The sequence below is a fragment of the Chryseobacterium sp. NFX27 genome, assembly GCF_049887855.1.
Lineage (GTDB): Bacteria > Bacteroidota > Bacteroidia > Flavobacteriales > Weeksellaceae > Chryseobacterium.
On the sequence record NZ_JAGEKK010000016.1, the window covers coordinates 36,685 to 61,403 of the forward strand.

Genomic DNA, 24,719 nt, shown 5'->3' on the forward strand with positions numbered 1-24,719 from the left:
ATTATGGGAGAAGTAAATACATTTATACAAAGCGTCCCTCTTAATTATTTCATCATTCTTTCCTCGGTATTGTTTTCTTTGGGAGTATTGGGTGTATTGTTGAGAAAAAACGCTATTGTTATTTTGGGCTGTGTAGAGCTTATGCTGAATTCTGTAAACCTTTTACTGGCTGCTTTTTCAGCCTATAAAGGAAACGGAGACGGACAGCTTTTAGTTTTCTTCATTATGGTGGTAGCCGCCGCTGAAGTTGCGGTAGGTCTGGCAATTATTGCTATGCTGTATAGAAATACCCGTTCTGTAGATGTTAGTATATTTAATAAATTAAGAGGATAAGGAATGGAAAATTTAGTGTATGCAATAGTACTTTTACCACTTTTAGGGTTTCTTATTAACGGTTTATTCGGAAAAAATCTTCCAAAAATATTTGTAGGCTCTCTGGCTACAGCAATGGTTTTCGGGTCGTTCTGTATCGCGGTAAGTCTTTTCATGAAATTTGATTCTGAAAGCCAGCCGATCATCGTAAAAGCATTTGAGTGGTTTACAGTCAACGGGGTTCAGATCAATTTCGGATTCCAGATCGATCAGCTTTCTTTAATGATGGTGATGATCATCACAGGTATCGGTTCCCTGATCCATTTATATTCTATCGGATATATGAGCCACGACAAAGGTTTCTATAAGTTTTTCACTTATCTGAATCTTTTCATCTTCTCTATGTTACTTTTAGTAATGGGAAGCAACTACCTGATCCTGTTCATCGGATGGGAAGGTGTAGGATTGTGTTCTTATTTACTAATCGGATTCTGGTATACCAATGAAGAATATGGTAAAGCAGCAAGAAAAGCTTTCATCATGAACAGAATTGGTGACCTTGCTTTACTGATCGGGATCTTCATGATCGCTGCTCAGACCAATGCAGTGGATTTCCTTACAGTAGCACAGAATTCTTCAAAATTTGAATTAGACGGAACAGTAATTATATTTATTACAGCCAGTTTATTTATCGGAGCTACCGGTAAATCGGCTCAGGTTCCTTTATATACATGGTTACCGGATGCGATGGCCGGTCCTACTCCTGTATCAGCGTTGATCCACGCGGCAACGATGGTAACGGCAGGTATCTACTTAGTGGTAAGATCAAACTTCTTATTTACTCTGGCACCAACGGTTCAGGGGGGGATTTTATTCATCGGATTCCTGACAGCTGCTCTGGCCGGATTCTATGCACTCCGTCAGAACGACATCAAAAAAGTATTGGCTTACTCTACCGTTTCACAGCTTGGATTTATGTTCATTGCTTTAGGATTGGGAGCGTATACTACAGCGATGTTCCACGTAATGACGCACGCATTCTTCAAAGCACTATTGTTCCTGGGAGCAGGTTCTGTAATCCACGCGATGAGCAACGAGCAGGATATGCGTTTCATGGGAGGTCTTAAAAAATACATTCCTATTACCCACGCTACTTTCCTTATCGGAACATTGGCAATCTCAGGTTTCCCTTTATTATCGGGGATGATCTCAAAAGACGAAATTTTAGTAGCAGCATTCGCTAAAAATCCTGTTTACTGGGTGATCTTATTTGTTTTAGCGGCAATGACTGCCACCTATATGTTCAGACTGTATTACCTGACATTCCACGGGGAGTTCAGAGGAACAGAAGATCAGAAGCATCACTTACACGAAAGCCCTTCCAATATGACCCTTCCGTTGATCGTTCTGGCTATCCTTTCTGTGCTGGGAGGTTTTATTAACCTTCCTCACTTCATCGGGCACGGTCATTATGCAAAATTAATGGAATGGCTGAAGCCCGTTCTTACCGAGCAGAGCTACAAACAGATGGAAGCTACCCTTTCGGGAGTTCCGTTTGGAACTGAAATGATCTTATTAGGCGCTACAGTACTGATGTTCTTCTCCGTATGGTTTATCGTAAAAAATACCTACGTGAAAAAGAAAAAGATGGCTCTGGCAGAAGAAAGCTACACCGGATGGGAGAAACTTTCTGCTAAGAAATTATATATAGACGAACTTTACAATGCATTGATTGTAAAAACTGTTGAAGGATTAGGACGCGGAGGAAAGATGTTTGATAAAGGGATCTTAGACCGTTTTGTAGACTTCGTGGGCGAAGGCGCTGAAGACAGCGGAAAAGCGATGAAGCGTATCCAGAACGGAAATGTGGAGACTTATATTCTTATCATGTCTTTAGCAGTGGGAATTATACTGATTGTTAACTTTATATTACAATAATGTCTGGTTTATTATTAACATTATTACTATTACCTCTAGTAGGTTCGGGATTAGTTTTTGCATGGAAAAATAAATCCAGCAAATATTTGGCGCTAGGAATTGCATTGGTCCAGATGCTTATTACTTTCTACATCACAGCGGATTTTGATTTTAATCCAACGGTAGACAGTGTACTGCAGCATGAGATCAATTATCCTTGGTCGCAATTCATTAAAAGCTCACTTCATTTCGGAATAGACGGAATGAGTCTGCTTCTATTATTGCTGACCAATATTTTGACGCCAATCATTATTTTATCATCTTTCAACGAAAATGTAAGCTACAGAAATACATTCTACGGTCTGATCCTGCTGATGCAGTTCGGTCTTGTTGGGGTGTTCACTTCTTTAGACGGACTATTGTTCTACATTTTCTGGGAAGTAACCCTGATTCCGATCTGGTTTATTGCCGGACTTTGGGGCCAGGAAAACAAAAGATTTGAATTCACTACGAAATTCTTCGTGTATACATTCGTTGGGTCATTATTTATGTTGGCAGGATTGATCTATGTGTACAATCACTCTGCATCATTTGCCTTAACAGATCTTTATAATGCTCAGCTTAATGAAGTACAGCAAACAGTGGTATTCTGGTTTATTTTCTTTGCATTTGCAGTGAAGTTACCGGTATTCCCTTTCCACACGTGGCAGCCGGATACGTATACCTACTCTCCTACTCAGGGATCCATGCTCTTATCAGGGATCATGCTGAAGATGGCGATATATGGAGTTATCCGTTATCTTCTTCCTATCACTCCGCTTCCAATTGCCGGAATTTCGGGGCAGATCGTCATTATTTTGGCTATCATAGGAATTGTTCACGGGGCGCTTATCGCAATCATCCAGTCAGATATGAAGAGAATCATCGCATACTCTTCTTTCTCCCACGTTGGATTAATGGTGGCAGGGATTTTCTCTTCTGCTGTGATCACTTTAAGAGGAACATTTAATATTGAAGGAGCTGAAGGAGCATTGGTACAGACTTTTGCCCACGGTATCAACGTAGTTGGATTGTTCTACTGCTGTGATATTTTATACAAGAGATTTAAATCAAGAGACATCAGACAAATGGGAGGTCTGGCGAAAGTGGCCCCTAAATTTGCGGTGTTGTTCCTGATCATTATATTAGGTTCAATGGGAGTTCCATTAACCAATGGATTCATCGGAGAATTTATCCTGTTGAAATCGGTTTATGATTTTAACGGTTTGGCAGCAGTAATTGCTGGTCTTACGGTAATTCTTGCGGCTGTATATTTATTGAGATTCTACGGAAAAGCAATGTTCGGACAGGGAAATGATGCAGTATTGAATTCCGTAAAAGACTTATCTGCAGTAGAGTTTTCTGTATTGGCAAGTATAGCGGTTTTTGTGATTGTATTTGGTATCTTCCCGCAACCGATAATCGATATGGTGAATAGTTCGCTGACGTTTATCTATACAGCGATGGCCAGCTAAAAAATTAAAAGATTTAAAAATTAAAAAATTAAGAGATCAGAGAAGAGTAAAAGAAAGGAGACAAGGAGATTAGAGACTGGAGATTATTCCACTGAACTTTAAACTCTGAACCTTAAACTTAATCTCAACTTAAAATCTCACATCTCAAATCTATATTATGAGTGTTTTAATTATTGTTTTCCTAACGGCAGTTATTGCGTTATTTTCAGGAGTTTTTGAACAGGGAAAATTCGCAAGATACATTGGGATTTTAGGATTGATTGCCGCTTTATATGTAAGCTTCTTACCTGAATGTGCTTTCTTTGAAAAGTACAGACACATGTATGAATATACTGCAAATACAGCGTTATTCACCAAGATATCTATTGTAACAACCTTATTGTTATTCTTCCTGGGAGGTTTTGCGTTCAGCAATCACAGAAGCCACCAGTCGGAATTATATGCACTGATGCTTTTTGCATTATGCGGAGGAATTATTCTTTTTGGATTCCAGAATATGGTTACTCTATTCTTAGGGGTAGAAATCCTTTCCATTCCGTTGTATGTAATGGCGGGTGCCAACAAAACAGATTTAAGATCAAATGAAGCGTCGATCAAGTATTTCCTGATGGGTGCATTTGCGACAGGTTTCTTACTGTTCGGAATTGCATTTATCTACGGAAGCACCGGAAGCTTTGATTTATATAAAATCCAGGACTTTGGAGTTAAAAACCCTAAAGATGTCATGTTCATTTTAGGAGTTCTTCTTATTCTTTGCGCACTGGCATTCAAAGTAGCCCTGGCACCTTTCCATATGTGGAGCCCTGATGTATATTATGGGGCCCCTTCACTCATCACGGCATTTATGGCGAGTGTGGTAAAGATTTCAGGATTCTTTGCTTTATTCAGATTAATGACCATCGGATTCGGAGGTGTTACTGAAGAATGGATCAATGTGTTTGGCGTATTTCTGATCATCACACTGCTTTTAGCTAACGTTATGGGTCTTGCCCAGACCAATGCAAAAAGAATGCTGGCTTACTCTTCGGTTTCCCACGCAGGATATATCGGATTGGTTTTCTTCGGAATGACGAGCCTTTCCACTTATAATTTGGCATTCTATTTATTTGCTTATGCTTTATCAACGGTAGGCGTTTTCATGTGCCTGATTTATGTAGAAAAATTAAAAAGAGAAACTTCTTTCGGAGCTTTCAAAGGGTTGGCAAAATCTGAACCTCTATTGGCCACAGTTGCTGCTATCTCTATGCTTTCAATGGCAGGAGTTCCGCTAACAGCCGGTTTCATGGGGAAATTTGCTTTATTCTCTCAGGCGATGAATTCAACGCATGGAGTTTTCTTAGTATTGGTAGCCGTATTAGGTTCCGCAGTATCTATTGCGTACTATTTAAGACTGATTATTTCAATGTTCTTCTTCAAAGATTCTACATTCAAATCTTCAGAAAAAGTAACCCTTACTTACAATATCGTAGCGGTATTTGTCATTGCATCAATAATTCTGTTGGGCGTTTTCCCTGATCTCTTTGCAAGACAGTTCGGATTATAAAATCCCAATATAAAATATACAGAAGCATAACTTTTTCGGTTGTGCTTTTTTTGTGGCTATAACGGATATTAAAGTTTAATAGATTTTTAATGCAAAGTTCTATTTTAAATACCGCTCAATTTAAGGAAAGCAAGAGGCTCAACAATCCGCTGATTAAGCTGCAGGATAAAACATGTGCTTCATCAAATCAATCAAAGATTGATTTCTTCTTTGCAACCTAAAATATAAAGTATCAAAATAAAACTTTGCGTTAAAAAATATACTCGCAGCTTTCGCCCTTCATATTTACTGTTCCGCTTATGAAATTGCTGTTCCCTGTAATCAGAGAATTAAAATTGGAACCTTAGAATTTTATCCTAATTTTTTGACAAAACTGCAGAATTTTTTAAAAAGAAAATAATTAGCAAATAACTCTTTATTAATATTCGAATTTTGTTTAAGAAGAATAGGCAAAGCTCTTATAAAGATGGCTTTCATCAATTTGTAATACAGTCGGAAGTGATCTTTTTTTCATAACTTTACTTTAAATTTCAGCCCTTGGCCAACCTTTACAAAAAAGACGCTCCATTTCAGGTTCTCATATCATTCAAAAAATATTTGGATGTTCTGGAACATATCCGTTATAATGACCGCCTGGAATACCGTGTCAATTATGCTGAGTCTTTAATTGAGAGCACAAAGAAATTTCCTGAGCTCAGAGACGGATTCCTGGATGAAGCCCTTCTCAAAAAACATGAAGACCTCATCAGGCAGCTGCTTGCAGACCTCTTCCCTACCGGCCTTACACACAATGAAATTAAAGCCGCCAGTATTCCGCTTTCCAAAACCACTTTCAACTATACCGAAAGATTTAAAGGGATACTTAAAGATGCCGGAAAAGACTTTGAAATAGAGCTGAGGAATATCGGGGACGATGAATTTTATGTATTCTGCTGCTGTCTTATCCTTCAGAGTTATTTCAAAAGAGATATCAAAATTACCATGCCTCTTTATTATGATATCCCGAACAGACTGGGAATCATGAAACATTATAAGATCACGGTCAATTCAGATTTTACAGATATATATCCTACTGAAGAGGCAAAAATACCGTCTGATGATGTACTGGATATGCTGTTGGAAAACCTCGATGATTTTAAACTCTGGAAAAAATATTTCCCTTCAAAATCATGGGTTTTAAAAGGCTTCACTATTGTTTCCCTGGTAGACTGTACTTCTGAGGTGGCCCTGTCCGATCTTAAATCGAGCATGATAGAAATTGATCCGGAAGATTTGAGCCCGGATGAAAATCTTGTTGAAATTTTTAAATCTTATTTTGAGGTCCCGGAACTTAATTTCGGGCTGATGCTTTTCGATAAGAAAGATCAGAAGCTCGGCAGACTTCCGATCTACGAAAATGTTTTCACCCATCATGTTCTGGATTTCTGGATCAATGCATTTGACGAGGAAACCCGAAAAAGTACTTTTACCAATTTAAATCACAATTCCAAGCCAATCGTCATCTCGAATGTGGACAATCTGGATGACAACATCAAAGATCTTCCCTCTTTCAGTATTTTAAGGGACAACAATATCAACAGCTTCATGGTAATCCCGATCATGAAAGATAACGAGCTTTTGGCCATTATGGAATTTACATCTCCGCAAGCTAACAGTTTCAACGGATTAAAGCTGAAAAAAATGGAATTTTTCACCGATATGATTCTCTTTTCCCTCAACAGATTCAGCTTTGAAAAAAACTACCAGATAGAAGCCATTATCCAACGCGAATATACCTCCATCCACGACAGTGTGGTCTGGAAATTCAGAAATGAAGCCGAAAAATATTTCAATGCCTCGCTGGGAAAAAAAATGTACACGCTGAAACAGATCTCCTTCAAAAACCTGACACCCCTGTTTGGGTTCTCGGATATCCGCTCCTCTTCAGACAAGCGTTTTAATCTGATGCTTGAAGACCTCAACCAGCAGCTTGAAAGCCTTCATGATATTTTCACACTCATCAATTCCGATTCAGAAAAATACCTTCTGGCTCTTGATGTTTTTGAAAACGAACTGAACAACGAGATCAAAGCTGATACGGAACAGCGCCTTCAGCGCCTTTTGAGGGAAGAAATACATCCTTATCTGCAAGGGAAACTCGAACTGAAAACCGACAGGGAAATAAAAAATAAAATCAAAGATTATTTTGTGCAGGTTTTTACCCAGACCGATTTATTTTATGCCAACAGAAAAAATTTAGATGATTCTATAACGCTGGTCAACAGAAAACTGGCCGATATGCTGGATGAAGGCCAGGTCAAAGCCCAGCAGATCTTTCCGCACTATTATGAGAGGTTTAAATCCGATGGTGTAGAGCACAATCTGTATATCGGACATAATATTGCTCCGGATCTCAGCTATACATCCAAAGTGGTCCACAAATTAAGATACTGGCAGCTCAAGACAATCTGCAGCATGGAACGTGAATTCCAGACCTTTAAGAAAAGCCTGCCGATACAGCTCGATATTGCCTCACTGCTTTTTGTATATAATGAAAAGATAGACATCCGCTTCAGAATGGATGAAAAGCGTTTCGATGTAGACGGTGCCTACAATTCGTATTATGAAATTGTAAAAAAACGCCTGGATAAAGCCCATGTCAAAGATTCTTCGGAAAGAATTACCTGCCCCGGAAAAATTACCATCGTTTATTTCGGTATGGAAAACCAGAAAGAATACCTGGAATACATCAATAAGCTTCAGAAAAAAGGAATTCTGCAGAATGATATAGAATTTTTAAAAGTGGAAGACCTTCAGGGAATTACGGGATTGCTGGCATTGAGGATTTCTTTGGCTCAAGATTAATCTATAAAATAAGAATCCGGCTTTTTCAGCTCACCCTGTGGCATTCCAGCCTGCTCGAAAATAGAATATTCAATCGTTCTGCATATGCTGTTCAGGGCAAGGTCGTTTTCCTCCTCTCCAAACGGCTCCCCTATTTCCTGGATAATGGCATCCAGCGCAATAAATGTATAGCTGATCAGCAGAACGATCAAAGGCATCATCCAGCCAAGGCTGTCTACCAACCCGAACGGCAGCCAGAAACAGTACAGATAAACCGTCCGGTGAAGCAGAACACTGTAAGCAAAAGGCAGAGGTGTATTGTAAATTCTCTCACATCCTCCTGAAATATTGGAAAACTGGTTCAGCTGGTGATCCATAGAAGTCATCACGATTGTATCTATATTTCCTTTCTGCTGCAGTTCATTCAGCCAGTCGGCAATAAAACCGAGAATAATGCTGGGGATAAATTTTTTACCTTTCAGTTGTTCTGTATGTTCTGGAGAAAGAAGTCTCGTTAAATGTTCTGTTCCGGATTTGTCTCTCAGCTGATCATTCAGCGACCAGCAGAATGCCGAAACCATTTTGATGATTTTCTCTTTTTCTGCCTTAGCTTCAGGTGAAGAATCATTCACCAATGAAAGGATCTGTCTTGTAAAAGATCTTGTTTCTATCACCAAAGATCCCCACAGCTTGCGTCCTTCCCAGAAACGGTCGTAGCTTGCAGAATTGCAGAACCCCATGAAAATAGCCAGTGCCAGGCCTATGAGTGTAAAAATAGTAGGATTAAGATGTACTTTATAATCAAAGATCTTTCCTTTAAAAAAATAGATCAGCAGTGAAAATATTAGAATAACACCCAGCTGTACAACAATCTTCTTCAATACGGAACCTCTCCATATAAACAACATTTTCAGCCAGTTGGTCCGCTGTCTTACAATCATTGGTCTCTGTTTTTATTAAAGGGAAAGAAAAGCATAGGCAAAAGAAAGTACAGAAATAATAATTCCTGCCATAAATATCTTATAGGTTACAGATAAAAGCTTGTATTTTCTGTCGAGAACTTTTCCCAGGAAATAAAGATCTTTCACCATAGAGTCATAAATATAATCTCTGTCTTTAATCAAATCTTTCATGGCATCATGATAGTCATTGAACAGCATCTGATGAAAGTTTCCAAAAAACAGCAGGTTTACTTTTCTGTCTGCAATATCCTGAGCCGTAAAATTGGTCTTCGTCACATTCGGTTTGGTGGACAGAATCGCAAATATAATGGTCAGAACACTAGATGTAAGCAATACAAAGCTAGGAATGATCAGGTGTGCATTCTTTGGGGTATCCAATTTAGGAACCAGTACAGAAAGACAGACTGAAATAATGATAGCATTAACGGAAAGAAGAATATTCGCCTTACTGTCAGCAATATCACTAAGCCTGGTGTGGTTATTCAACGTTACTCTGAACAGGGTATCTACGCTGCGGTCAGATTTTGGCTCTTTGGACTCTTTTTTATTATCTGCGTTTTCTTTTTTATCCTCTTCTTTTTCAAGCTTTTTTTCTATTTTCTTTATATTTTTCTTTTTCAGCGGTTCCCAGTTCTCCCTGGCATAGTCTGTATAATAATGATGCTTGTCTTTAAGCATTTCAAGATTTCCGGCGTTCCATTCGTCATTGGAAAAACATCTTACGTTGGTCAGCTCCCATTCTTTTCTGAGCGCATCGGAAATATCATTATAATCGTGGCTGGCAAAATGACTGCAGTCCGCATCTTTTACAATCTTTTCCAGAAGATTCCGCGGTTCATAGGTGATTTTTGTGGCAAGAATCAATTGAGAGACATCTTCAATAAAGCTTTCAGGATAATTTTCCTGCTTCAGGAAATCGGTAAGGATGGCCACTCCTTTTTCTTCATGATTCTGTGCACATTCTACATAGCCTGTATCATGAAACCACAGTGCCAGAAGCACCTTTTCCTGATCTTCTTTGGAAACAGGTGTATTCCGCATGATCTCTTCGGCCTTATTTACCGTATAGGTCGTGTGAATAAAATTATGATAAAAGTATACAGAAGATAACTTATCTTTGAATAAGATTTCTACATAATCTTTAGCTTTGTGTAAAATATTCATCCTGAATTTTTGTTAATGTAAATTTATGAATTTATCCTTTAAAACTCATTTAAAAAAAACTTCTATTGCCTTTCGGACCGTATTATCTGCAGGAGTTCTCTATTCTTGCGCAACATATAACGTAAAAAAGGGTAAAAACTTATTTGAAGTTAAAAATTCTGATGTAAAATCTGAGAATGATTTTAAAGTTTTCCTGATTGGGGATGCCGGAAATTCGGATGAACCTCAGGCACAAAACACATTAAATTTACTCAAAAGCAAACTGGATTCAGCAGACAGTAATTCCATGCTGATTTTCCTGGGTGATAATATCTACCCCAACGGATTGCCGAAAGAATCTGATAAAGAGTATGCACTGGCAAAACAAAAAATGGAAAACCAGCTTGCCATTACCAAAAATTTCAAAGGGAAAACTCTGATTATTCCGGGAAACCATGACTGGAACAGTGGTCTGGACGGATTAAAAGCACAGGAAGATCTTGTGAAAGCCTATTTTAATGACAAAAAAGCTTTTCTTCCTAAAAATTCCTGCGGAATTGATGATATCAACTTATCGAAAGATATCAAACTTATCGTCATTGATTCCGAATGGGCACTTGCAAACTGGGATCAATATCCTGGGATCAATAAAAACTGTACGATTAAAACACGTGAGGATTTCTTCACAGAGTTTAAAGATCTTGTTACCAAAAACCAGGATAAAAGAATCATCGTTGCCCTGCATCATCCTGTGATCAGCAGCGGAACACATGCAGGATTCAATTCTGCAAAGGCACATCTTTATCCGCTGAAAAGCAAGGTTCCTTTTCCTATTGCAGCAAGTTTCATCAATATACTAAGAAGTTCTTCAGGAGCAAATCCGGAGGATATTAATAATCAGCACTATGCAGATCTGGCCAACCGGTTAAAAAGCATCGTTCAGGATAAGGAAAATATTATTTTCGTTTCCGGACATGATCATAATCTGCAGTATCACGAGGAAAGGAATATCAGGCAGATCATCAGCGGTGCGGGCTCCAAAACAGATCCTGCCACCATTGCTGAAAAAACTGACTTCTCTTACGGAGGCAGTGGATTTGCCGTTCTGAATATCAGAAAAGACCAGAGTACAGATGTAGAATACTTTTCAACAAAAGATAAGAGCATTAAAAAGCTTGCCCATATTTCGGTGATCTCCAAACCGGATGTTTTTGTGAATAATTACCCAAAAGATTTTCCGGCCACAGCTACTTCAAGTATTTATCCTGTGAAGCTTACCCAAAAAGGGCCTGTTTACCGCTGGTTATGGGGCGAGCATTACAGGAAATATTACGGAATTCCAATTGAGGCACCTACGGCTGATCTTGCGTTCCTGAATGGTGGCTTTACCCCTTTCAGAGAAGGCGGAGGAAACCAGTCGAACAGCTTAAGACTGAAGGCAGCAGACGGGCAGGAATTTGTGATGCGGGGCGTGAAAAAAAGTGCAGTCCGTTTTCTGAATAATATGGCCTTCAAAAAGAGTACTTTCGGAAACGAGCTGAACAATACGTTTCCTGAAAAGTTCCTGCTTGACTTTTATACGACCAATCATCCGTTTACTCCTTTTTCAGTAGGAAATATGGCTGATAAAGTCGGTATTTTCCATAGCAATCCTAAATTATATTACATTCCGAAGCAATATACTTTAGGAGAATATAATAAAAACTATGGTGATGAAATGTACATGATCGAGGAGCGTTTTTCTTCTGATCCTAAAACCCTGGCCTCGCTGGACAATGCTAAAGACATTGTTTCTACAGATGATGTTCTGAAAAACTTCACCAAAAATTATAAATATTCCGTAGACCGCGAATCGTACATAAGAGCAAGAATCTTTGATATGCTGATCGGCGACTGGGACAGGCATTCGGATCAGTGGAAATGGGCAGAATATCAGAATGGTGACAATGTTGTTTACAAACCGATTCCGAAAGACCGGGATCAGGCCTTCAGCCGCTATGACGGCGCTGCTTTCAAGCTTATTATGAATGTTCCGGCTATCCGTCACATGAAGACCTTTAAGGAGGAAATCAAAAATGTAAAGTGGATGAATATGGAGCCATATCCGCTGGATCTCATCTTTTTAAAGGGTGCTTCACAGGAAGAATGGACTGCGCAGGCAAAGTATATCCAGGAGCATCTTACTGATGCGGACATTGATGAAGCATTCGTTAATCTTCCTAAAGAAGTAAAAGACGAGACCATTGCCGATATCCAGCGTAAATTAAAAATCAGAAAAACAAAGCTGCAGGATTATGCTGCCCGGTATTATGATGTACTGCAGGAAAAGGTTCCTCTTGCCGGGACGGTGAATCCTGATAAGTTCGTCATTACAAAAACGGCCCATTCCATTAATGTAAAGCAGTATAAATTAGATAAAAACAAGGAGAATCCTGAATTGGTTTTTGAAAAAACATACGAAGATTCCAAAACAAAGGAGCTCTGGATCTACGGTCTTGAAGATGATGATATGTATGAAGTGTCCGGTGAAGGAAGACCTAAGACAAATATAAGGCTGATTGGCGGTTACAACCACGATGTCTATAATATTGCGGACGGAAAAAGTGTAAAAATTTATGACTTTAAAAGTCAGAAAAACACATACAACGGCTCCGGAACGAAAAATATTTCTGATGATTACGACATCAACACCTACAATTATAAGCATCCGAAATACAACTTCTATGCAGGCTATCCGAATGCAGATTACAATCCGGATGACGGTGTGATCTTAGGGGTTCTCGCCAATTATACAGTAAATAATTTCATCCGTGCCCCTTACACCCAAAAACATAGCCTTAAACTAAATTTTTATACAGCAACCGGAGGTTTTAACGCGGTTTATAAGGGGATTTTCAAAAAAGCAATATCCGGATGGGATTTCAACCTTGATGCGTCTTATACGACGCCCCGGTTTTCTGAAAACTTCTTCGGACTGTCCAATGAAAGTAAATACGACAAGGAAAATACGGAAAGGGAATACAACAGGGCCAGAATTTCTAAATTCAATTTCGCCCCTTCGATCTCTAAAAAGAGCTGGATGAATCTTCAGCACCAGTTCCAGCTGACGTTTGAAGATAATAAGGTACAGAGGAACGGAGACCGTTTTGTAGATCAGTCACCTGACGTGAGGCCTGAAGTTTTCAAAAGCCAGCAGTTCGCAGGAGCTAATTATACCTTCAGCTTCAAAAATCTGGATAACAATGCCTTTCCTACTTTAGGAATGGAATTACTGATGAATGCAGACTGGAAAACCAATCTGTCCGATACCGACAAAAATTTCTTTACCCTGAACGGGACACTGACTATAGACCACAGGCTTGACAAAAGAGGAAACTTTGTGTTTGCGAACTCCAGCAATGCCATGTGGATCAGCAATAATAACTTTGAATTCTATCAAGCAGCAAGCATAGGCGGCAACAATGGGATGAGGGCTTTCCGGAACGACAGGTTTTCAGGTAAGTCTTACTTCACCAACAATTCTGAGATCCGCTGGGACTTCGGAAGGGTGAGAAATAATATTATTCCTGCCAATATGGGCGTCCTGATCGGATATGACCTTGGACGTGTCTGGAATGACGGTGAGGATTCTAAAAAGTGGCATCAGTCTGTAGGAGCAGGGTTCTGGTTGAGCGTTGTAGAAATGTTTTCCGCAAGACTGAATTATTTTTACGGTTCTGACGGAGGACGGATTTCTGCAGGTGTAGGAATGACTTTCTAACCTAATCCATTTTTTTATTTACGTTTAGATCTGTATTTACCATACAGAAAGGTTAATTTGTGTATTAATTTTAATATATTTTTAATCTTTATTTTCCATTTGTATATCGTTACGTATAAACTAAATACAGTCAGAAAAACTGACTCATATTTTTTACTGCTTTAAAAGAGCACATCCATAGGGCTATATGCTTATGTATCTTTTAAAAATTCCAAGTTTTTAAAAGAATCTATATTTGTTTAAAATTATTTCAACAAAAAAACTATTGGATGAAAAAAACGCTATTATACATGGCACTATTGGTCATGTCTTTAAACGTAAAAGCACAAGTGGGCATAGAAACACCAACGCCCCAGAATACATTGCATGTTAACGGGAGCCTTCAGGTTGTAAAAGATCTTAATGTGGGCGGCGATGCGAAAACTAAAGGAAATTCAGGAAACCGTGGTGAAGTCCTGATGTCCAACGGATCAGGCAGCGCTCCTTCATGGGGGACTATTGAATCTCAGAACTTTTTAAAAGTAATATTTGTCGGGAATAAGACCGATATCAATCCCAGTTCAGGAAGTTATACCGGTACCGGAAGCAATCCGATAAGCACTCACGAGAGCTATACAAAAACTTATGTATACAATGTAAGTAATAAGATAGACAACAATTATCTCAAGTACAATTCAACTACAGGTTTGTTTACTGTTGTAAAACCCGGTTATTATAATATTGTTCCCTATGTCACGTATGACCTCAGCTTAAATGGCAACGGGTATACGGCAGGAACAGCCAAGTCTTCTATTCAAAAGGTTTCTCCAGCTGCAGAAACACTGGCATCCATATCTACCGGGCACGGTGAACGGACATTAGCAGTCAACCATAATCTGTCTTCAATTACGTATTTTAATACGAATGATACATTTAGAGTACGCTGCGTATACACCCAAAATTTCAGGTTATCCGCTGGAAACATTCATATTTCTTATCTTACCCCATAAGATTTTTTTGAATTTAACCCTTGAGCTATTTATTTAGCCTAAGGGTTCAATTCAAATTTATAGACATTTCCTCCTGTTTCTTTATCTTTTTCGTCTGCAATCAGCAGGGTTTTATCATCCAGGAAAACAACAGCTTCTTTCTGCGAATTATGATTTAATGATACCTTCTCAATGTTAGCAGCATTAAAATTATCTGCCGTAAATCCGGAAAGTACATGAATATTTTTATGGGTAAGCAGAACTATTTTATCATGGGTACTGTTCACAGCCGCCGACGTGATGGCTGCATCGCTATATTTTCCTTCAAGCTTAAGTTTCCCCACCAATTTGGCTTCAAAATCCCCTTCTTTATTGGGAATCTGGAATACAAGGAAAGTTCCGTCAAAACCTTTGCTTCTGTTTTTGGTGAAAAGATAGAAGTTTCCGTTCATTTCTACGAAAGCTTCACAGTCATAGAGCCAGTTCGATTTCTTTGGAGGAAATTCAGTCTGCCCTTCGTAATGAAATTTTGTAGTTTGAACAGCCTTAGTGTTTTTTTGAGATGCATCTTTTAAATCCAGCTTTAAAATAGCCAGATTCTGTCTGTTATTATCATTATTTCCAAAATCACCAAGGTAAATATTTCCCTGGGCATCTTTGGTAATATCTTCCCAATCATTGTTTTCAGCATTTTCTACCAGGACATCCGTTACCAGCTGGCCTTGCTTATCCAAGCCGTAAACTACATTTTTATTTCCCTGGTCCTCTATAGCCCAAATGGTATTTTTATCCTGAGACAGAACAATTCCTGAAACTTCTTTCAGTTTTTTCGGCAGGGAAAATTCCACTGTCAATTCATCGGTTTTAGGACTGTCCTGAGCTTTCGGATTACAGCTCCACAGTAAAAAAGCGGATAAGGTAAGAATACGCAACATAGCTATTTTTTTAATTTTTTAAACTGAAAATACGAGTACCGTATATTTTTCTCTAAGTTATTAATAATCTGCTGATGATGGAGGAAAAAGCCGGCTGCCAAACCAATTAAGCTTCCGATAATGGTATCCAGCAGTCTTGCATGCATCAGGTTTTCTACATTATGCTGAATCAGGCTTCCGGTTTCCGTTAAAAGAATCGTTAAGGGAGTTATAAATACCACCGCAAAACCGTAATTCCTCACAATGAGCAATTCTATAATAAACTGCAGTACCGTAATAATAATGATCATCTCTATTTTGGCAGGATCAAACAGCAGGATAAGCCATGCAAAACCTATTCCAATAAAGGTCCCCAGAATCCTGTGCATATTCCGCTGGCGTACATGCTCAAAATTCCGTCCCTGTATAATGGCTACTGCAGCAATGGAGATCCAGTAGGTGTTTTCAAATTTCAGAAGATGTCCTGCAATCAGGGTCAGCATCATAAAGAAACCGATAATGCTGCTTTCTACAAATTTGGTATATCTTCTTTTATTAAACCGTCTTCTCCTTGGAATGGATATAACATTTTCTTTCTCTATAAAAACAGAATACAGAAAAGCAAGTGTGCATGACAGAATGGCTCCCATAGCCACGAGTCCTACTCTTGTCGGGATCATTTCCGGATCGAACTGGTAGGTGCTTGCCATAGCCGCGAGCATGATAAAGAAAAAATTTCCGGGTGGAGGAACTTTAAAATAGGAAGTTATAAAGTGCGCCAGAAAAGATACAATTCCTAAAGATAATCCCGCTGCATAAGCATTAAAGCTGAAAAACAGGCTTATAGTAAAGGAAAAAATCATCCCGAATGCACAAACTGCCAGATGCACCATCCGTTGTGTGATCGGTGCTGAAGTAAAATATAAAATCGTCAGAGCTCCCAGACTCGACAGACTGCCGTAGTTGGGTTTTCCTAAAAAATAACCGATAAAAAGACAGCTTCCTATACAAAGTGCCGCAAGGAAAGGAAAATGCCATTTTCTTTCTGTTTTTTTGAATTCCAGCAGATACTGAAATCTGTGATGTACGGGACGCTGTACCTTCATTTTATGACATCAGTTTTGCTTTTTCCCACAACACGTCCATTTCTTCCAGAGACAGATCGGCCAGCTTTACATCTGATTCTTCTGCGAGCATTTCCATTTTCTGGAACCTTGAGATAAATTTTAAATTGGTTCTTTCCAGCGCAGAATCAGGATTCAATCCTGAAATTCTTGCATAGTTGATCAGAGAGAAAAACACATCTCCCAACTCAAGTTCTTTTTTACCTGAATCTGTTTCTGCATGAAATTCCTGAATCTCTTCGTCCACTTTTTTCCAGGCGTCTTCTGCATCATGAAATTCAAACCCGATTCCTTTTACTTTATCCTGAATCCTGTAGGCTTTTACCAAACTTGGAAGACTTTTCGGAACACCACCCAAAATAGATTTATTACCTTCTTTCAGCTTTAGCTTTTCCCAGTTCTGTTTTACTTCTTCTTCATCTTTCACTTCTGTATCACCGTAAATATGGGGATGACGGAAAATTAATTTCTCGTTTAAAGAATTGATGACATCTGCAATATCGAAACTTTCTTTTTCAGATCCTATTTTAGCATAAAAGACAAGATGAAGCAAAACATCGCCCAGCTCTTTTTTGATTTCCTGTAAATCTTCCTGCAGGATGGCATCCGAAAGCTCGTACGTTTCTTCAAGGGTCAAATGGCGGAGTGACTGAAGGGTCTGCTTCTGATCCCACGGACATTTTTCGCGCAGATCATCCATAATGTCTAATAATCTTCCGAAAGCTTCTAGTTTTTCTTGTCTGGTATTCATAATTGAGGATTCAAAGTGATGCAAATTTAGGGTAAATCTTTAATTAAGTTCTTTTGTCTTGAAACAAAAAGAATGAAAAGTAATTTGTGTTGAAAATAAAAACCCTGTCAAAGAATCTTGACAGGGCTTATATTTACAATTCGGGAAAAATTATCCTTTCTTAGTATGTGTACTTTTTGGAGCTGCTTTGGCTGCAGAAGTAGCTTTTACTTTTGGAGCTGAAGGCTTTTCTGCTTTTGGAGCTGCTTTTTTAGGAGCTTCTTTTTCAATGCTTACTTCTTCCTGTGCACCATCCAATGTTTCAGGCTCTGCTTTTACGAAGCTCTCAGGAGTAATATATCCTGCTTTCTGAAGAAGGTTATACCACTGAGCCAGTTTCTTGATATCTGAAGCATATACTCTTTCTGTATCATAGTTAGGAAGAGAAGCCGTCATGAATTCTTTCAGAACATCGTCAGAAGACTTATGAGAAATTGTTTCTTTATAATCGTAGTTTTTAGCAATATTTTCAAAAACCTCGAACAAAGGAACTTCTTTATCAAATGTAAACATAGCGATATTATCCAATAAACTCACCTGACTTGAGTTCCCAATGCTAACTTTCTTCTTAGTCGTAACATCTTCAATGATGAAACCGTTTCTTAGTTGGGAAACTAATTTGAAAAGTCCTGGCTTTCCAGAAATTGAAATTATTTTTTCTAACAGCATAATTTTATTTTTTGTAAATTCTGCAATCAGCACGGGGCTTTTTGCTGTTTATTATTTTGTTTTTTAATCCTTGTTTTAAATTACTTTGGAAACCTCATCTTATAGTTGATGCTTACATCACCCTGTGAGATTTTTGCCAGCTTACCTTTTACGAGTTTCTTCTTCAATACGCTCAGATGATCGGTGAACAGCACACCTTCAATATGATCATATTCATGCTGAATTACGCGGGCTCTAATATCGGAAAAAGTTTCTGTATGTTTCACAAAATTTTCGTCATAATATTCAATAACGATCGTTCCTTTTCTCTTCACATCTTCTCTTACATCCGGAATAGAAAGACATCCCTCATTGAATTTCCACTCTTCTCCGGATTCTTCAAGAATCGTAGCATTGATGAAAACTTTTTTAAACTCAGCCAATTCGTCTTTGATATCTTCATAATCCTCGTCATCTGCAAGTGGAGTCACGTCGATCACAAACAGGCGTAAGTCCAACCCGATTTGCGGTGCTGCAAGTCCTATGCCATTCGCACTGTACATCGTTTCGAACATATTATCTATAAGTTCCTGTAAACCGGGATAATCTTTATCTATATCTTTTCCCACTTTTCTTAAAACAGGATCCCCAAAAGCTCTTATCGGTAAAATCATCTTATTCTTTGTTCTAAAAAATTCTGCAATATAATCGTTGCGCTTACTTTATCTATTAACCCCTTTTCCTGTTTCTTTTTTTTACTTTTTCCACTTTGGGAGATAAAAAAAGAAGCCATTTTGGAGGTAAATCTTTCGTCTAAACGGTGAACCGGGATACCTGAAAATTCTTTCTGAAATTCTTCAATGAATTTTAAAATATCCGTCTCCACTTCGGAAACATTTCCTTTCAAATCTGTAGGAAGGCCTACTACCAAGTCATCCACTTTATTTTCGGTGAAATATTTTTTGAGAAATTCCATCAAAAACCGGGTCTCAACGGTATCCAGGCCACTTGCAATAATCTGCATATCATCTGTTGCAGCGATACCGCAGCGTGCTTTTCCATAGTCTATTGCAAGGATCTGTCCCATAAGTGTGCAAATTTAGTAAAATTTAATGATTTTATTCATAACGCAGTTTTTTTATAAAAATCATGTTTTATTCCATTATTTTTTTTATAATTTTAATCTTCCAAAAAACGAAAATATGAAGAAACTCATCCTCGTAAGACATGCGAAGAGCGACTGGCCGGAAGAAACGGAGGACTTCGACAGACCTTTGGCAGACAAAGGATTAAAAGATGCTATGAACATGTCCAGATTCATGAAAAACAATAATATTTCTATTGACCAGTTTGTTTCCAGCCCGGCTGTGCGTGCTCTGAATACGTGTAAAATCTTTAACCAGACCTATCAGCTTAATGTCTCTACGGAGGATAAGCTCTATAATCCCTCGGAAAGAAATTTTGAATCTGTGATCTACGACCTGGATGACAAGGTGAGCTCCGTAGCTCTTTTCTCCCATAACAACGGAATTTCCAATTTTGCCAATTCCATCTCAGAAGATATTTTCCATTTTCCAACCTGCGGAGTTGCCGGTTTTGAAATAGACTGCAATTCATGGTCTGAGTTTGATGGTGCCAAGAAGAAACTCCTGTTCTTTTATGAGCCGGGAAAAATATAATGATATCTTTTGTTGTCTGTTTCTATTCCTTTTTCATGTATCAAAAGGAGAAAACCTATATTGATCTATATTTTGGCTAAAGCCAAATTTCATTCATAAAAAAGCGGGCTAAAGCCCGCTCCTATTGAATTATCTTTTTACTCACAATTTTGCTTTCAGCAATTTCATTTCAGTTATTTTCTTTTGAGATCCAGATCACCAAAATCAAAGCTGAAATCTGTAATATCTGATATTGGTTTTAGTTTTGCAGACTCTGCTTTTCCATTTTCATTGTAATTGAAAATAATATAGGCATCGGCATCATAGCTTCTGTCATCCCATTTTATAATGAAAGAATTATTGGAATACGGAAGCAGTTCGCCTTTCAGTCTTGGAGAGTTCTGGCAGGAGATCCTGTATGTATTTCCCTGTTGAGAAATTTCTACATCGCCAAACCATTGATCATTATATTTTCCAATGAACTGTTCGGCTTTAGGATGAAGATTTTTTTCTTTTTTAAAAGCCTCTGATTGGGCAAAAGCTTCTTTTTTCTGCTTTTCATATTCAGCATTTACTTTGGTCATTCTTTCACCATAGGTTTTCAGCCAGTTTCTGTCTGCTACTCCCAGGTAAGAATCTTTTACGGTGTTGGTAACTGTATTAAAAGCGGCTCCGGACTGTTGGTTTGTTAATACTACAATTCCCAGTTTCAGGTCCGGAATCAGCGTAAATTGGGTAACAGTTCCAATTAATCCTCCCGTATGCTGAATCTGTTTGTGTCCTTTCACGTCACTCAGGAACCATCCTAATCCATATCCATAAAAGCTTGTATCATAAGGATTTTTTGTCGCGACCCTATCAGGGATCTGTAAACTCCATAACTGCTGTACGTTTTTATCTGAAACCAGTTTTTTGCCGTCTTTAGTGGTGAAATTATTTAAAAGACAGTCAGCCCAGGTCGTCATATCTTTAATATTGCTCATAATTCCTCCTGCTGCATTACCTGTTTCATTCCAATCATGCGGAACGGCAACAGCTTTCCCGTCTACAGGGGCGTGTGCATCGATTTTGTTGGATACTGCCTTAGCTCTGCTGTAGCTTCCGAAACTGGATGTCATTCCTACAGGTTTCATAATTCTCTGCTCAATAAATTCGGCCCAGCTCAGTCCGGAAATCCGGTGGATCACTTCTCCCGCTACGATGAACATAATATTGTTATAATCAAGTGTCGTTCTGAATGGGTTTTCCGGCTTCAGATATCTTACATTGTGAACTATATCATTAACCGTCAGGTTTCCACCTTCAGGGAAAAACATCAGATCGCCCTGTCCTAAACCTAATCCGGCTCTGTGGGTTACAAGGTCCTTAATAGTTACGTTTTGAGAAACATACGGATCATACATCTGAAATTCAGGGATGTATTTTGAAACTTTATCGTCCCAGTTCAGTTTTCCTTCATCAGCTAAAATAGCCAGTGCAGTACAGGTAAACCCTTTTGAATTGGATGCAATTCCTACCAATGTACTATCATCCATCGGCTGTCTGGTGGTTAAAGAACGCTGTCCGAACCCTTTGGAATAGATTACTTTTCCATCTTTTATGATTCCTACTGACATTCCGGGAACATCAAAGGTTTTTAAAGTATTCTGGATCAGTTCATCCAATTTCTTTTCTTCAACCTGGGCATTGAAAAGCCCTACTGCTATAAGAAAAAGTAAAAGAGAAAATTTCTGCTTCATTTTTAAAATTTTCTCAAATTTAGTAAATATTAGGTGATGCCGGCTTCTCCTGTAAAACTTTGTTTATTTAAAAATAATCTGATCCTTAAAAGAAAAAATCTTTCCTAAATTTGTAAAAATTTCAAATCTTAATGACAAAGATTCTTCTTCTCTCCGATTCCCATTCCTATATAGACGACAGGATTTTAGAATATGCCCATCAGGCTGATGAAATATGGCATTGCGGAGATTTCGGAAGTATGGAGGTGATTGAAGAACTGGAAAAAATAAAGCCTTTAAAAGGGGTTTACGGCAATATAGACAACGCGAAGATCCGTGCTGAATTTCCAGAAGTAAACCGCTTTTTCTGCGAAAATCTTGAAGTTCTGATGATCCATATCGGTGGATATCCCGGAAAATACGCACCGCTTACAAACAGAGAAATTTCTGCAAAGGCTCCGAAGGTGTTTATTTCAGGACATTCTCATATTCTGAAGGCTATGTTTGATCAAAAGAACAATCTTCTGCATCTGAATCCCGGAGCCTGTGGAAAACAGGGCTGGCATAAGACGAGGACTATGATGCGTTTTGTAGTGGAAGGTGAAGAGATCAAAGATTTGGAAATCATTGAACTGGGACCTAAGATTTAATTTTGAAAACAATAAAAGAAGGAGCACAATACATGAAAATCGGGGACAAAGTTTCTGTAGTAGATGAGGATTTAAGCGGAATAATTACTTCCGTGAACGGCAATATTGTTGTTTTTAAGGATGAATACGGATTTACCTACCAATATCCGAAAGAGAAACTGGTTCCGAAAAACGCAGCGCTTTATGAAAATATCCGGGTAGTAAGAAAAGCGGAACCGAAGAAAGTGACTTCCAAAAAACATCAGAAGAATCATATGGTCCTGGATCTGCACTTTCATAATCTGGTTAAAAATCCCAGTGATTATGACAGTTTTGAGAGACTTTTCATTCAAAAAGCGAAATTAACGGAAGTTCTTGATTTCTGCAGAAAACATCACCTGAAGAGGCTGGAGATCGTTCACGGGATCGGTGACGGAACACTGCAGAAAATGGTTATGGATGTTTTGGAAAGCCAGACAGATATCGATTTCTATAATAAGGAAATACTTCATCATCAATCGGGTGCCGTTATGATAGAATTTCACTAAATTTGCAGCAATTGAAATATGAACGTACTTAATTTACTTTTTACCAAAGACGGATTAATCTACCAGATTGCAAAAAATAAAAGCATTCAGGAAGAAAAGTCTTATTTCGTTACTGAGGAAACTCCGGAAACTCTTATTGAAGATAAACTGGATGAAATTCTTCTTAAGCAGAGGTTTGACGAAATTCATGTGATCTCGGCCCTGAACCATTTCACCCTGATGCCTGAAGGATTTTCTGAGCATGAAGCAGGATTTGAGCTGATTGCTTTCAATGCTCCTGCTGACAGGGAAAGAGAAGAGCTCATGCTTTCTGTAAATAAAAAATTCGGGGTACAGTTTTATTATACATTCCCTAAAAGCTTTTACAAAAAAATAAAAGAGTTGGCCATTCCGGTTCATTTTAATTTTTCGGGAGAAAAGTTTTTGAATTCACTCAACAATAAGAACAGTAAGGAGATTCACATTAATCTATACCATAATCAATGTGAGTTTTTTGCTATTGATAATAAGAAGGTCATTTTATACAATAACCTCGATGTGAATTCTGAAGTTGACTTTCTGTATTTCGTGATGTTTACGCTCAGTAAAATAGGCTTTGGAATTAATGAAACTAATTTTTACGCTTATGGCGAAACCACGGAAAATGAAACCTTCATTTCCGAACTTCAGAAATTCGTTAAAAATATGAGAATTGTTTTCGACAACGTTCCGAATAAGAATTTTATACTTAATTAAAAGAGCTAGGAATTAGGGACTAGGGCTTACGCCAACATATTTCCCCTAATCCCTAATTCCTACCACCTAAACCTAAACAAATATGTTCAGAATAATCTCAGGCAAGTGGAAAGCCAAAAAAATAGCCGCTCCTAAAAATTTTGATGTAAGACCTACGACTGATTTTGCCAAAGAGGCGCTTTTCAGTATCCTGGAAAATAAATATGATATGCAGTCGATTTCAGTACTTGATCTTTTTGCAGGTATTGGCTCTATCACTTTCGAATTTGGCTCCAGAGGATGCCAGGACATCACTTCTGTGGAGCTGAATCCGAAACATACCAGCTTTATCAATGCTACGGCTTCAGAACTTGATATGTCATTGCAGGTCAATGTTCAGAGAGGGGATGTTTTTGACTGGCTTAAAAAGTTCAGAAACAAGAAAAGCTTTGAGATCATATTTTCCGATGCTCCTTTCGAAATGGAAGAGAAGAAGTATTATGAGTTATTATCTTTGGTTCTCAACAATAAATTTGTTAAGCAGAATGGTGTTCTGATCGTAGAACATCAGAGCAGAATGAAACTGGAGCATCCCAACTTAATAGACACCCGAAAATACGGAAATGTAAGTTTCAGTTTTTTCGAAGCGAATAAAGAAGATAATCAGGAAATTTAATTCCTGATTATCTTTTTTACGGAGATATCCGGTGCTGCAATTCCCCAGTTTGTAATAGCCTCGATGACGGGCAGCAATGTCTTTCCAAAATCCGTCAGCGTATATTCTACCATTAACGGAGGCTTTTCAGTATATACCTTTCTGTTGACGATATGATCTTCCTCAAGCTGTTTCAGCTGCAGGCTTAGTGTTCGTTCTGTGATGGTTGGAATTAATTTTCTCAGTTCATTATATCTTTTGGCACCATCCGTAAGATGGAATAAAATAACAGCTTTCCATTTCCCTCCTATAAATTTCATAGTCACGCTGGTACAGCACGGGTATTCTTTGTTATCTATTGTGTACATTTTTATACTAT

The 24,719-nt window shown here is 38.3% G+C and carries 22 protein-coding genes; 12 read left to right on the forward strand and 10 right to left on the reverse strand.

What is annotated here, in order from left to right; all coding sequences use genetic code 11:
- The first annotated feature begins 3 nt into the window (after nucleotides 1-3).
- The 5 genes from nuoK (at nucleotide 4) to J4Q03_RS16380 (ending at nucleotide 8,130) form a co-directional block, all read left to right on the forward strand.
- Nucleotides 4-333: an NADH-quinone oxidoreductase subunit NuoK gene (gene nuoK, locus J4Q03_RS16360; protein WP_099765818.1), complete on the forward strand. Its 330-nt coding sequence runs from the start codon at nucleotides 4-6 to the stop codon at nucleotides 331-333.
- A 3-nt stretch (nucleotides 334-336) separates the two neighbouring features.
- Nucleotides 337-2,250, forward strand: coding sequence for an NADH-quinone oxidoreductase subunit L (gene nuoL, locus J4Q03_RS16365; RefSeq protein WP_426049194.1), 1,914 nt, complete (start codon nucleotides 337-339; stop codon nucleotides 2,248-2,250).
- The gene (locus J4Q03_RS16370; RefSeq protein WP_426049195.1) at nucleotides 2,250-3,743 is read left to right on the forward strand and encodes a complex I subunit 4 family protein; all 1,494 of its coding nucleotides are present in this window, start codon (nucleotides 2,250-2,252) and stop codon (nucleotides 3,741-3,743) included. The genes nuoL and J4Q03_RS16370 overlap by 1 nt, the downstream gene beginning before the upstream one ends.
- A gap of 157 nt (nucleotides 3,744-3,900) precedes the next feature.
- Nucleotides 3,901-5,286: an NADH-quinone oxidoreductase subunit N gene (locus J4Q03_RS16375; RefSeq protein ID WP_426049196.1), complete on the forward strand. Its 1,386-nt coding sequence runs from the start codon at nucleotides 3,901-3,903 to the stop codon at nucleotides 5,284-5,286.
- A gap of 537 nt (nucleotides 5,287-5,823) precedes the next feature.
- Nucleotides 5,824-8,130, forward strand: a complete 2,307-nt coding sequence (locus J4Q03_RS16380; RefSeq protein WP_426049197.1) for a GAF domain-containing protein — start codon at nucleotides 5,824-5,826, stop codon at nucleotides 8,128-8,130.
- Here J4Q03_RS16380 and J4Q03_RS16385 read toward each other — a convergent pair.
- Nucleotides 8,127-9,050 (reverse strand): bestrophin family protein, encoded by a 924-nt coding sequence (locus J4Q03_RS16385; protein ID WP_426049198.1) that lies wholly within the window; start codon nucleotides 9,048-9,050, stop codon nucleotides 8,127-8,129. The two genes, J4Q03_RS16380 and J4Q03_RS16385, sit on opposite strands and share 4 nt — an antisense overlap.
- A 15-nt stretch (nucleotides 9,051-9,065) precedes the next feature.
- Nucleotides 9,066-10,235 carry a Pycsar system effector family protein gene (locus tag J4Q03_RS16390; protein WP_426049199.1) on the reverse strand — a complete coding sequence of 390 codons (1,170 nt, stop codon included), beginning with the start codon at nucleotides 10,233-10,235 and terminating at the stop codon, nucleotides 9,066-9,068.
- A 25-nt stretch (nucleotides 10,236-10,260) separates the two neighbouring features.
- Between J4Q03_RS16390 and J4Q03_RS16395 the strand changes: the two genes are divergently transcribed.
- Both J4Q03_RS16395 and J4Q03_RS16400 read left to right on the forward strand, forming a co-directional pair.
- Nucleotides 10,261-13,974, forward strand: coding sequence for a metallophosphoesterase (locus J4Q03_RS16395; protein WP_426049200.1), 3,714 nt, complete (start codon nucleotides 10,261-10,263; stop codon nucleotides 13,972-13,974).
- A 269-nt stretch (nucleotides 13,975-14,243) separates the two neighbouring features.
- On the forward strand, nucleotides 14,244-14,963 hold the full coding sequence (locus tag J4Q03_RS16400) for a hypothetical protein (RefSeq protein WP_426049201.1): 720 nt from the start codon (nucleotides 14,244-14,246) through the stop codon (nucleotides 14,961-14,963).
- 38 nt (nucleotides 14,964-15,001) lie between these two features.
- On the opposite strand, the gene J4Q03_RS16405 is transcribed toward J4Q03_RS16400, so the two are convergent.
- The 6 genes from J4Q03_RS16405 to ruvX all read right to left on the reverse strand — a co-directional run bounded on the left by J4Q03_RS16405 (nucleotide 15,002) and on the right by ruvX (nucleotide 19,505).
- Nucleotides 15,002-15,877: a hypothetical protein gene (locus J4Q03_RS16405; protein WP_426049202.1), complete on the reverse strand. Its 876-nt coding sequence runs from the start codon at nucleotides 15,875-15,877 to the stop codon at nucleotides 15,002-15,004.
- Between the two features lie 2 nt (nucleotides 15,878-15,879).
- Entirely contained in the window at nucleotides 15,880-16,962 is a 1,083-nt protein-coding gene (locus tag J4Q03_RS16410; protein ID WP_426049203.1) for an FUSC family protein, read from the reverse strand.
- Nucleotide 16,963: 1 nt separating this feature from the next.
- Nucleotides 16,964-17,731 carry a nucleoside triphosphate pyrophosphohydrolase gene (gene mazG / locus J4Q03_RS16415; protein WP_426049204.1) on the reverse strand — a complete coding sequence of 256 codons (768 nt, stop codon included), beginning with the start codon at nucleotides 17,729-17,731 and terminating at the stop codon, nucleotides 16,964-16,966.
- Nucleotides 17,732-17,881: 150 nt separating this feature from the next.
- Entirely contained in the window at nucleotides 17,882-18,439 is a 558-nt protein-coding gene (locus tag J4Q03_RS16420) for a DUF5606 domain-containing protein (RefSeq protein WP_426049205.1), read from the reverse strand.
- Nucleotides 18,440-18,519: 80 nt separating this feature from the next.
- A complete protein-coding gene (gene def, locus J4Q03_RS16425) occupies nucleotides 18,520-19,092 on the reverse strand; it encodes a peptide deformylase (RefSeq protein WP_426049206.1) in 573 nt (190 codons plus the stop codon).
- Nucleotides 19,089-19,505: a Holliday junction resolvase RuvX gene (gene ruvX, locus J4Q03_RS16430; protein ID WP_426049207.1), complete on the reverse strand. Its 417-nt coding sequence runs from the start codon at nucleotides 19,503-19,505 to the stop codon at nucleotides 19,089-19,091. The genes def and ruvX overlap by 4 nt, the downstream gene beginning before the upstream one ends.
- 115 nt (nucleotides 19,506-19,620) lie before the next feature.
- Between ruvX and J4Q03_RS16435 the strand changes: the two genes are divergently transcribed.
- Nucleotides 19,621-20,097, forward strand: coding sequence for a SixA phosphatase family protein (locus J4Q03_RS16435; protein WP_426049208.1), 477 nt, complete (start codon nucleotides 19,621-19,623; stop codon nucleotides 20,095-20,097).
- A 173-nt stretch (nucleotides 20,098-20,270) separates the two neighbouring features.
- Here the strand turns inward: J4Q03_RS16435 and J4Q03_RS16440 are convergent, their stop codons facing one another.
- Nucleotides 20,271-21,815, reverse strand: coding sequence for a serine hydrolase (locus J4Q03_RS16440; protein ID WP_426049209.1), 1,545 nt, complete (start codon nucleotides 21,813-21,815; stop codon nucleotides 20,271-20,273).
- Nucleotides 21,816-21,946: 131 nt separating this feature from the next.
- Between J4Q03_RS16440 and J4Q03_RS16445 the strand changes: the two genes are divergently transcribed.
- The 4 genes from J4Q03_RS16445 to J4Q03_RS16460 all read left to right on the forward strand — a co-directional run bounded on the left by J4Q03_RS16445 (nucleotide 21,947) and on the right by J4Q03_RS16460 (nucleotide 24,361).
- Entirely contained in the window at nucleotides 21,947-22,444 is a 498-nt protein-coding gene (locus J4Q03_RS16445) for a metallophosphoesterase family protein (RefSeq protein ID WP_426049210.1), read from the forward strand.
- Between the two features lie 32 nt (nucleotides 22,445-22,476).
- Complete coding sequence (locus J4Q03_RS16450) at nucleotides 22,477-22,971, forward strand: Smr/MutS family protein (protein ID WP_426049252.1); 495 nt, start codon at nucleotides 22,477-22,479, stop codon at nucleotides 22,969-22,971.
- 18 nt (nucleotides 22,972-22,989) lie between these two features.
- Nucleotides 22,990-23,706, forward strand: coding sequence for a DUF3822 family protein (locus J4Q03_RS16455; RefSeq protein WP_426049211.1), 717 nt, complete (start codon nucleotides 22,990-22,992; stop codon nucleotides 23,704-23,706).
- 82 nt (nucleotides 23,707-23,788) lie between these two features.
- A complete protein-coding gene (locus J4Q03_RS16460; protein WP_426049212.1) occupies nucleotides 23,789-24,361 on the forward strand; it encodes an RsmD family RNA methyltransferase in 573 nt (190 codons plus the stop codon).
- Here the strand turns inward: J4Q03_RS16460 and J4Q03_RS16465 are convergent.
- Nucleotides 24,358-24,708: a winged helix-turn-helix transcriptional regulator gene (locus J4Q03_RS16465; RefSeq protein ID WP_426049213.1), complete on the reverse strand. Its 351-nt coding sequence runs from the start codon at nucleotides 24,706-24,708 to the stop codon at nucleotides 24,358-24,360. The genes J4Q03_RS16460 and J4Q03_RS16465 overlap by 4 nt on opposite strands.
- Nucleotides 24,709-24,719: the final 11 nt, after the last annotated feature.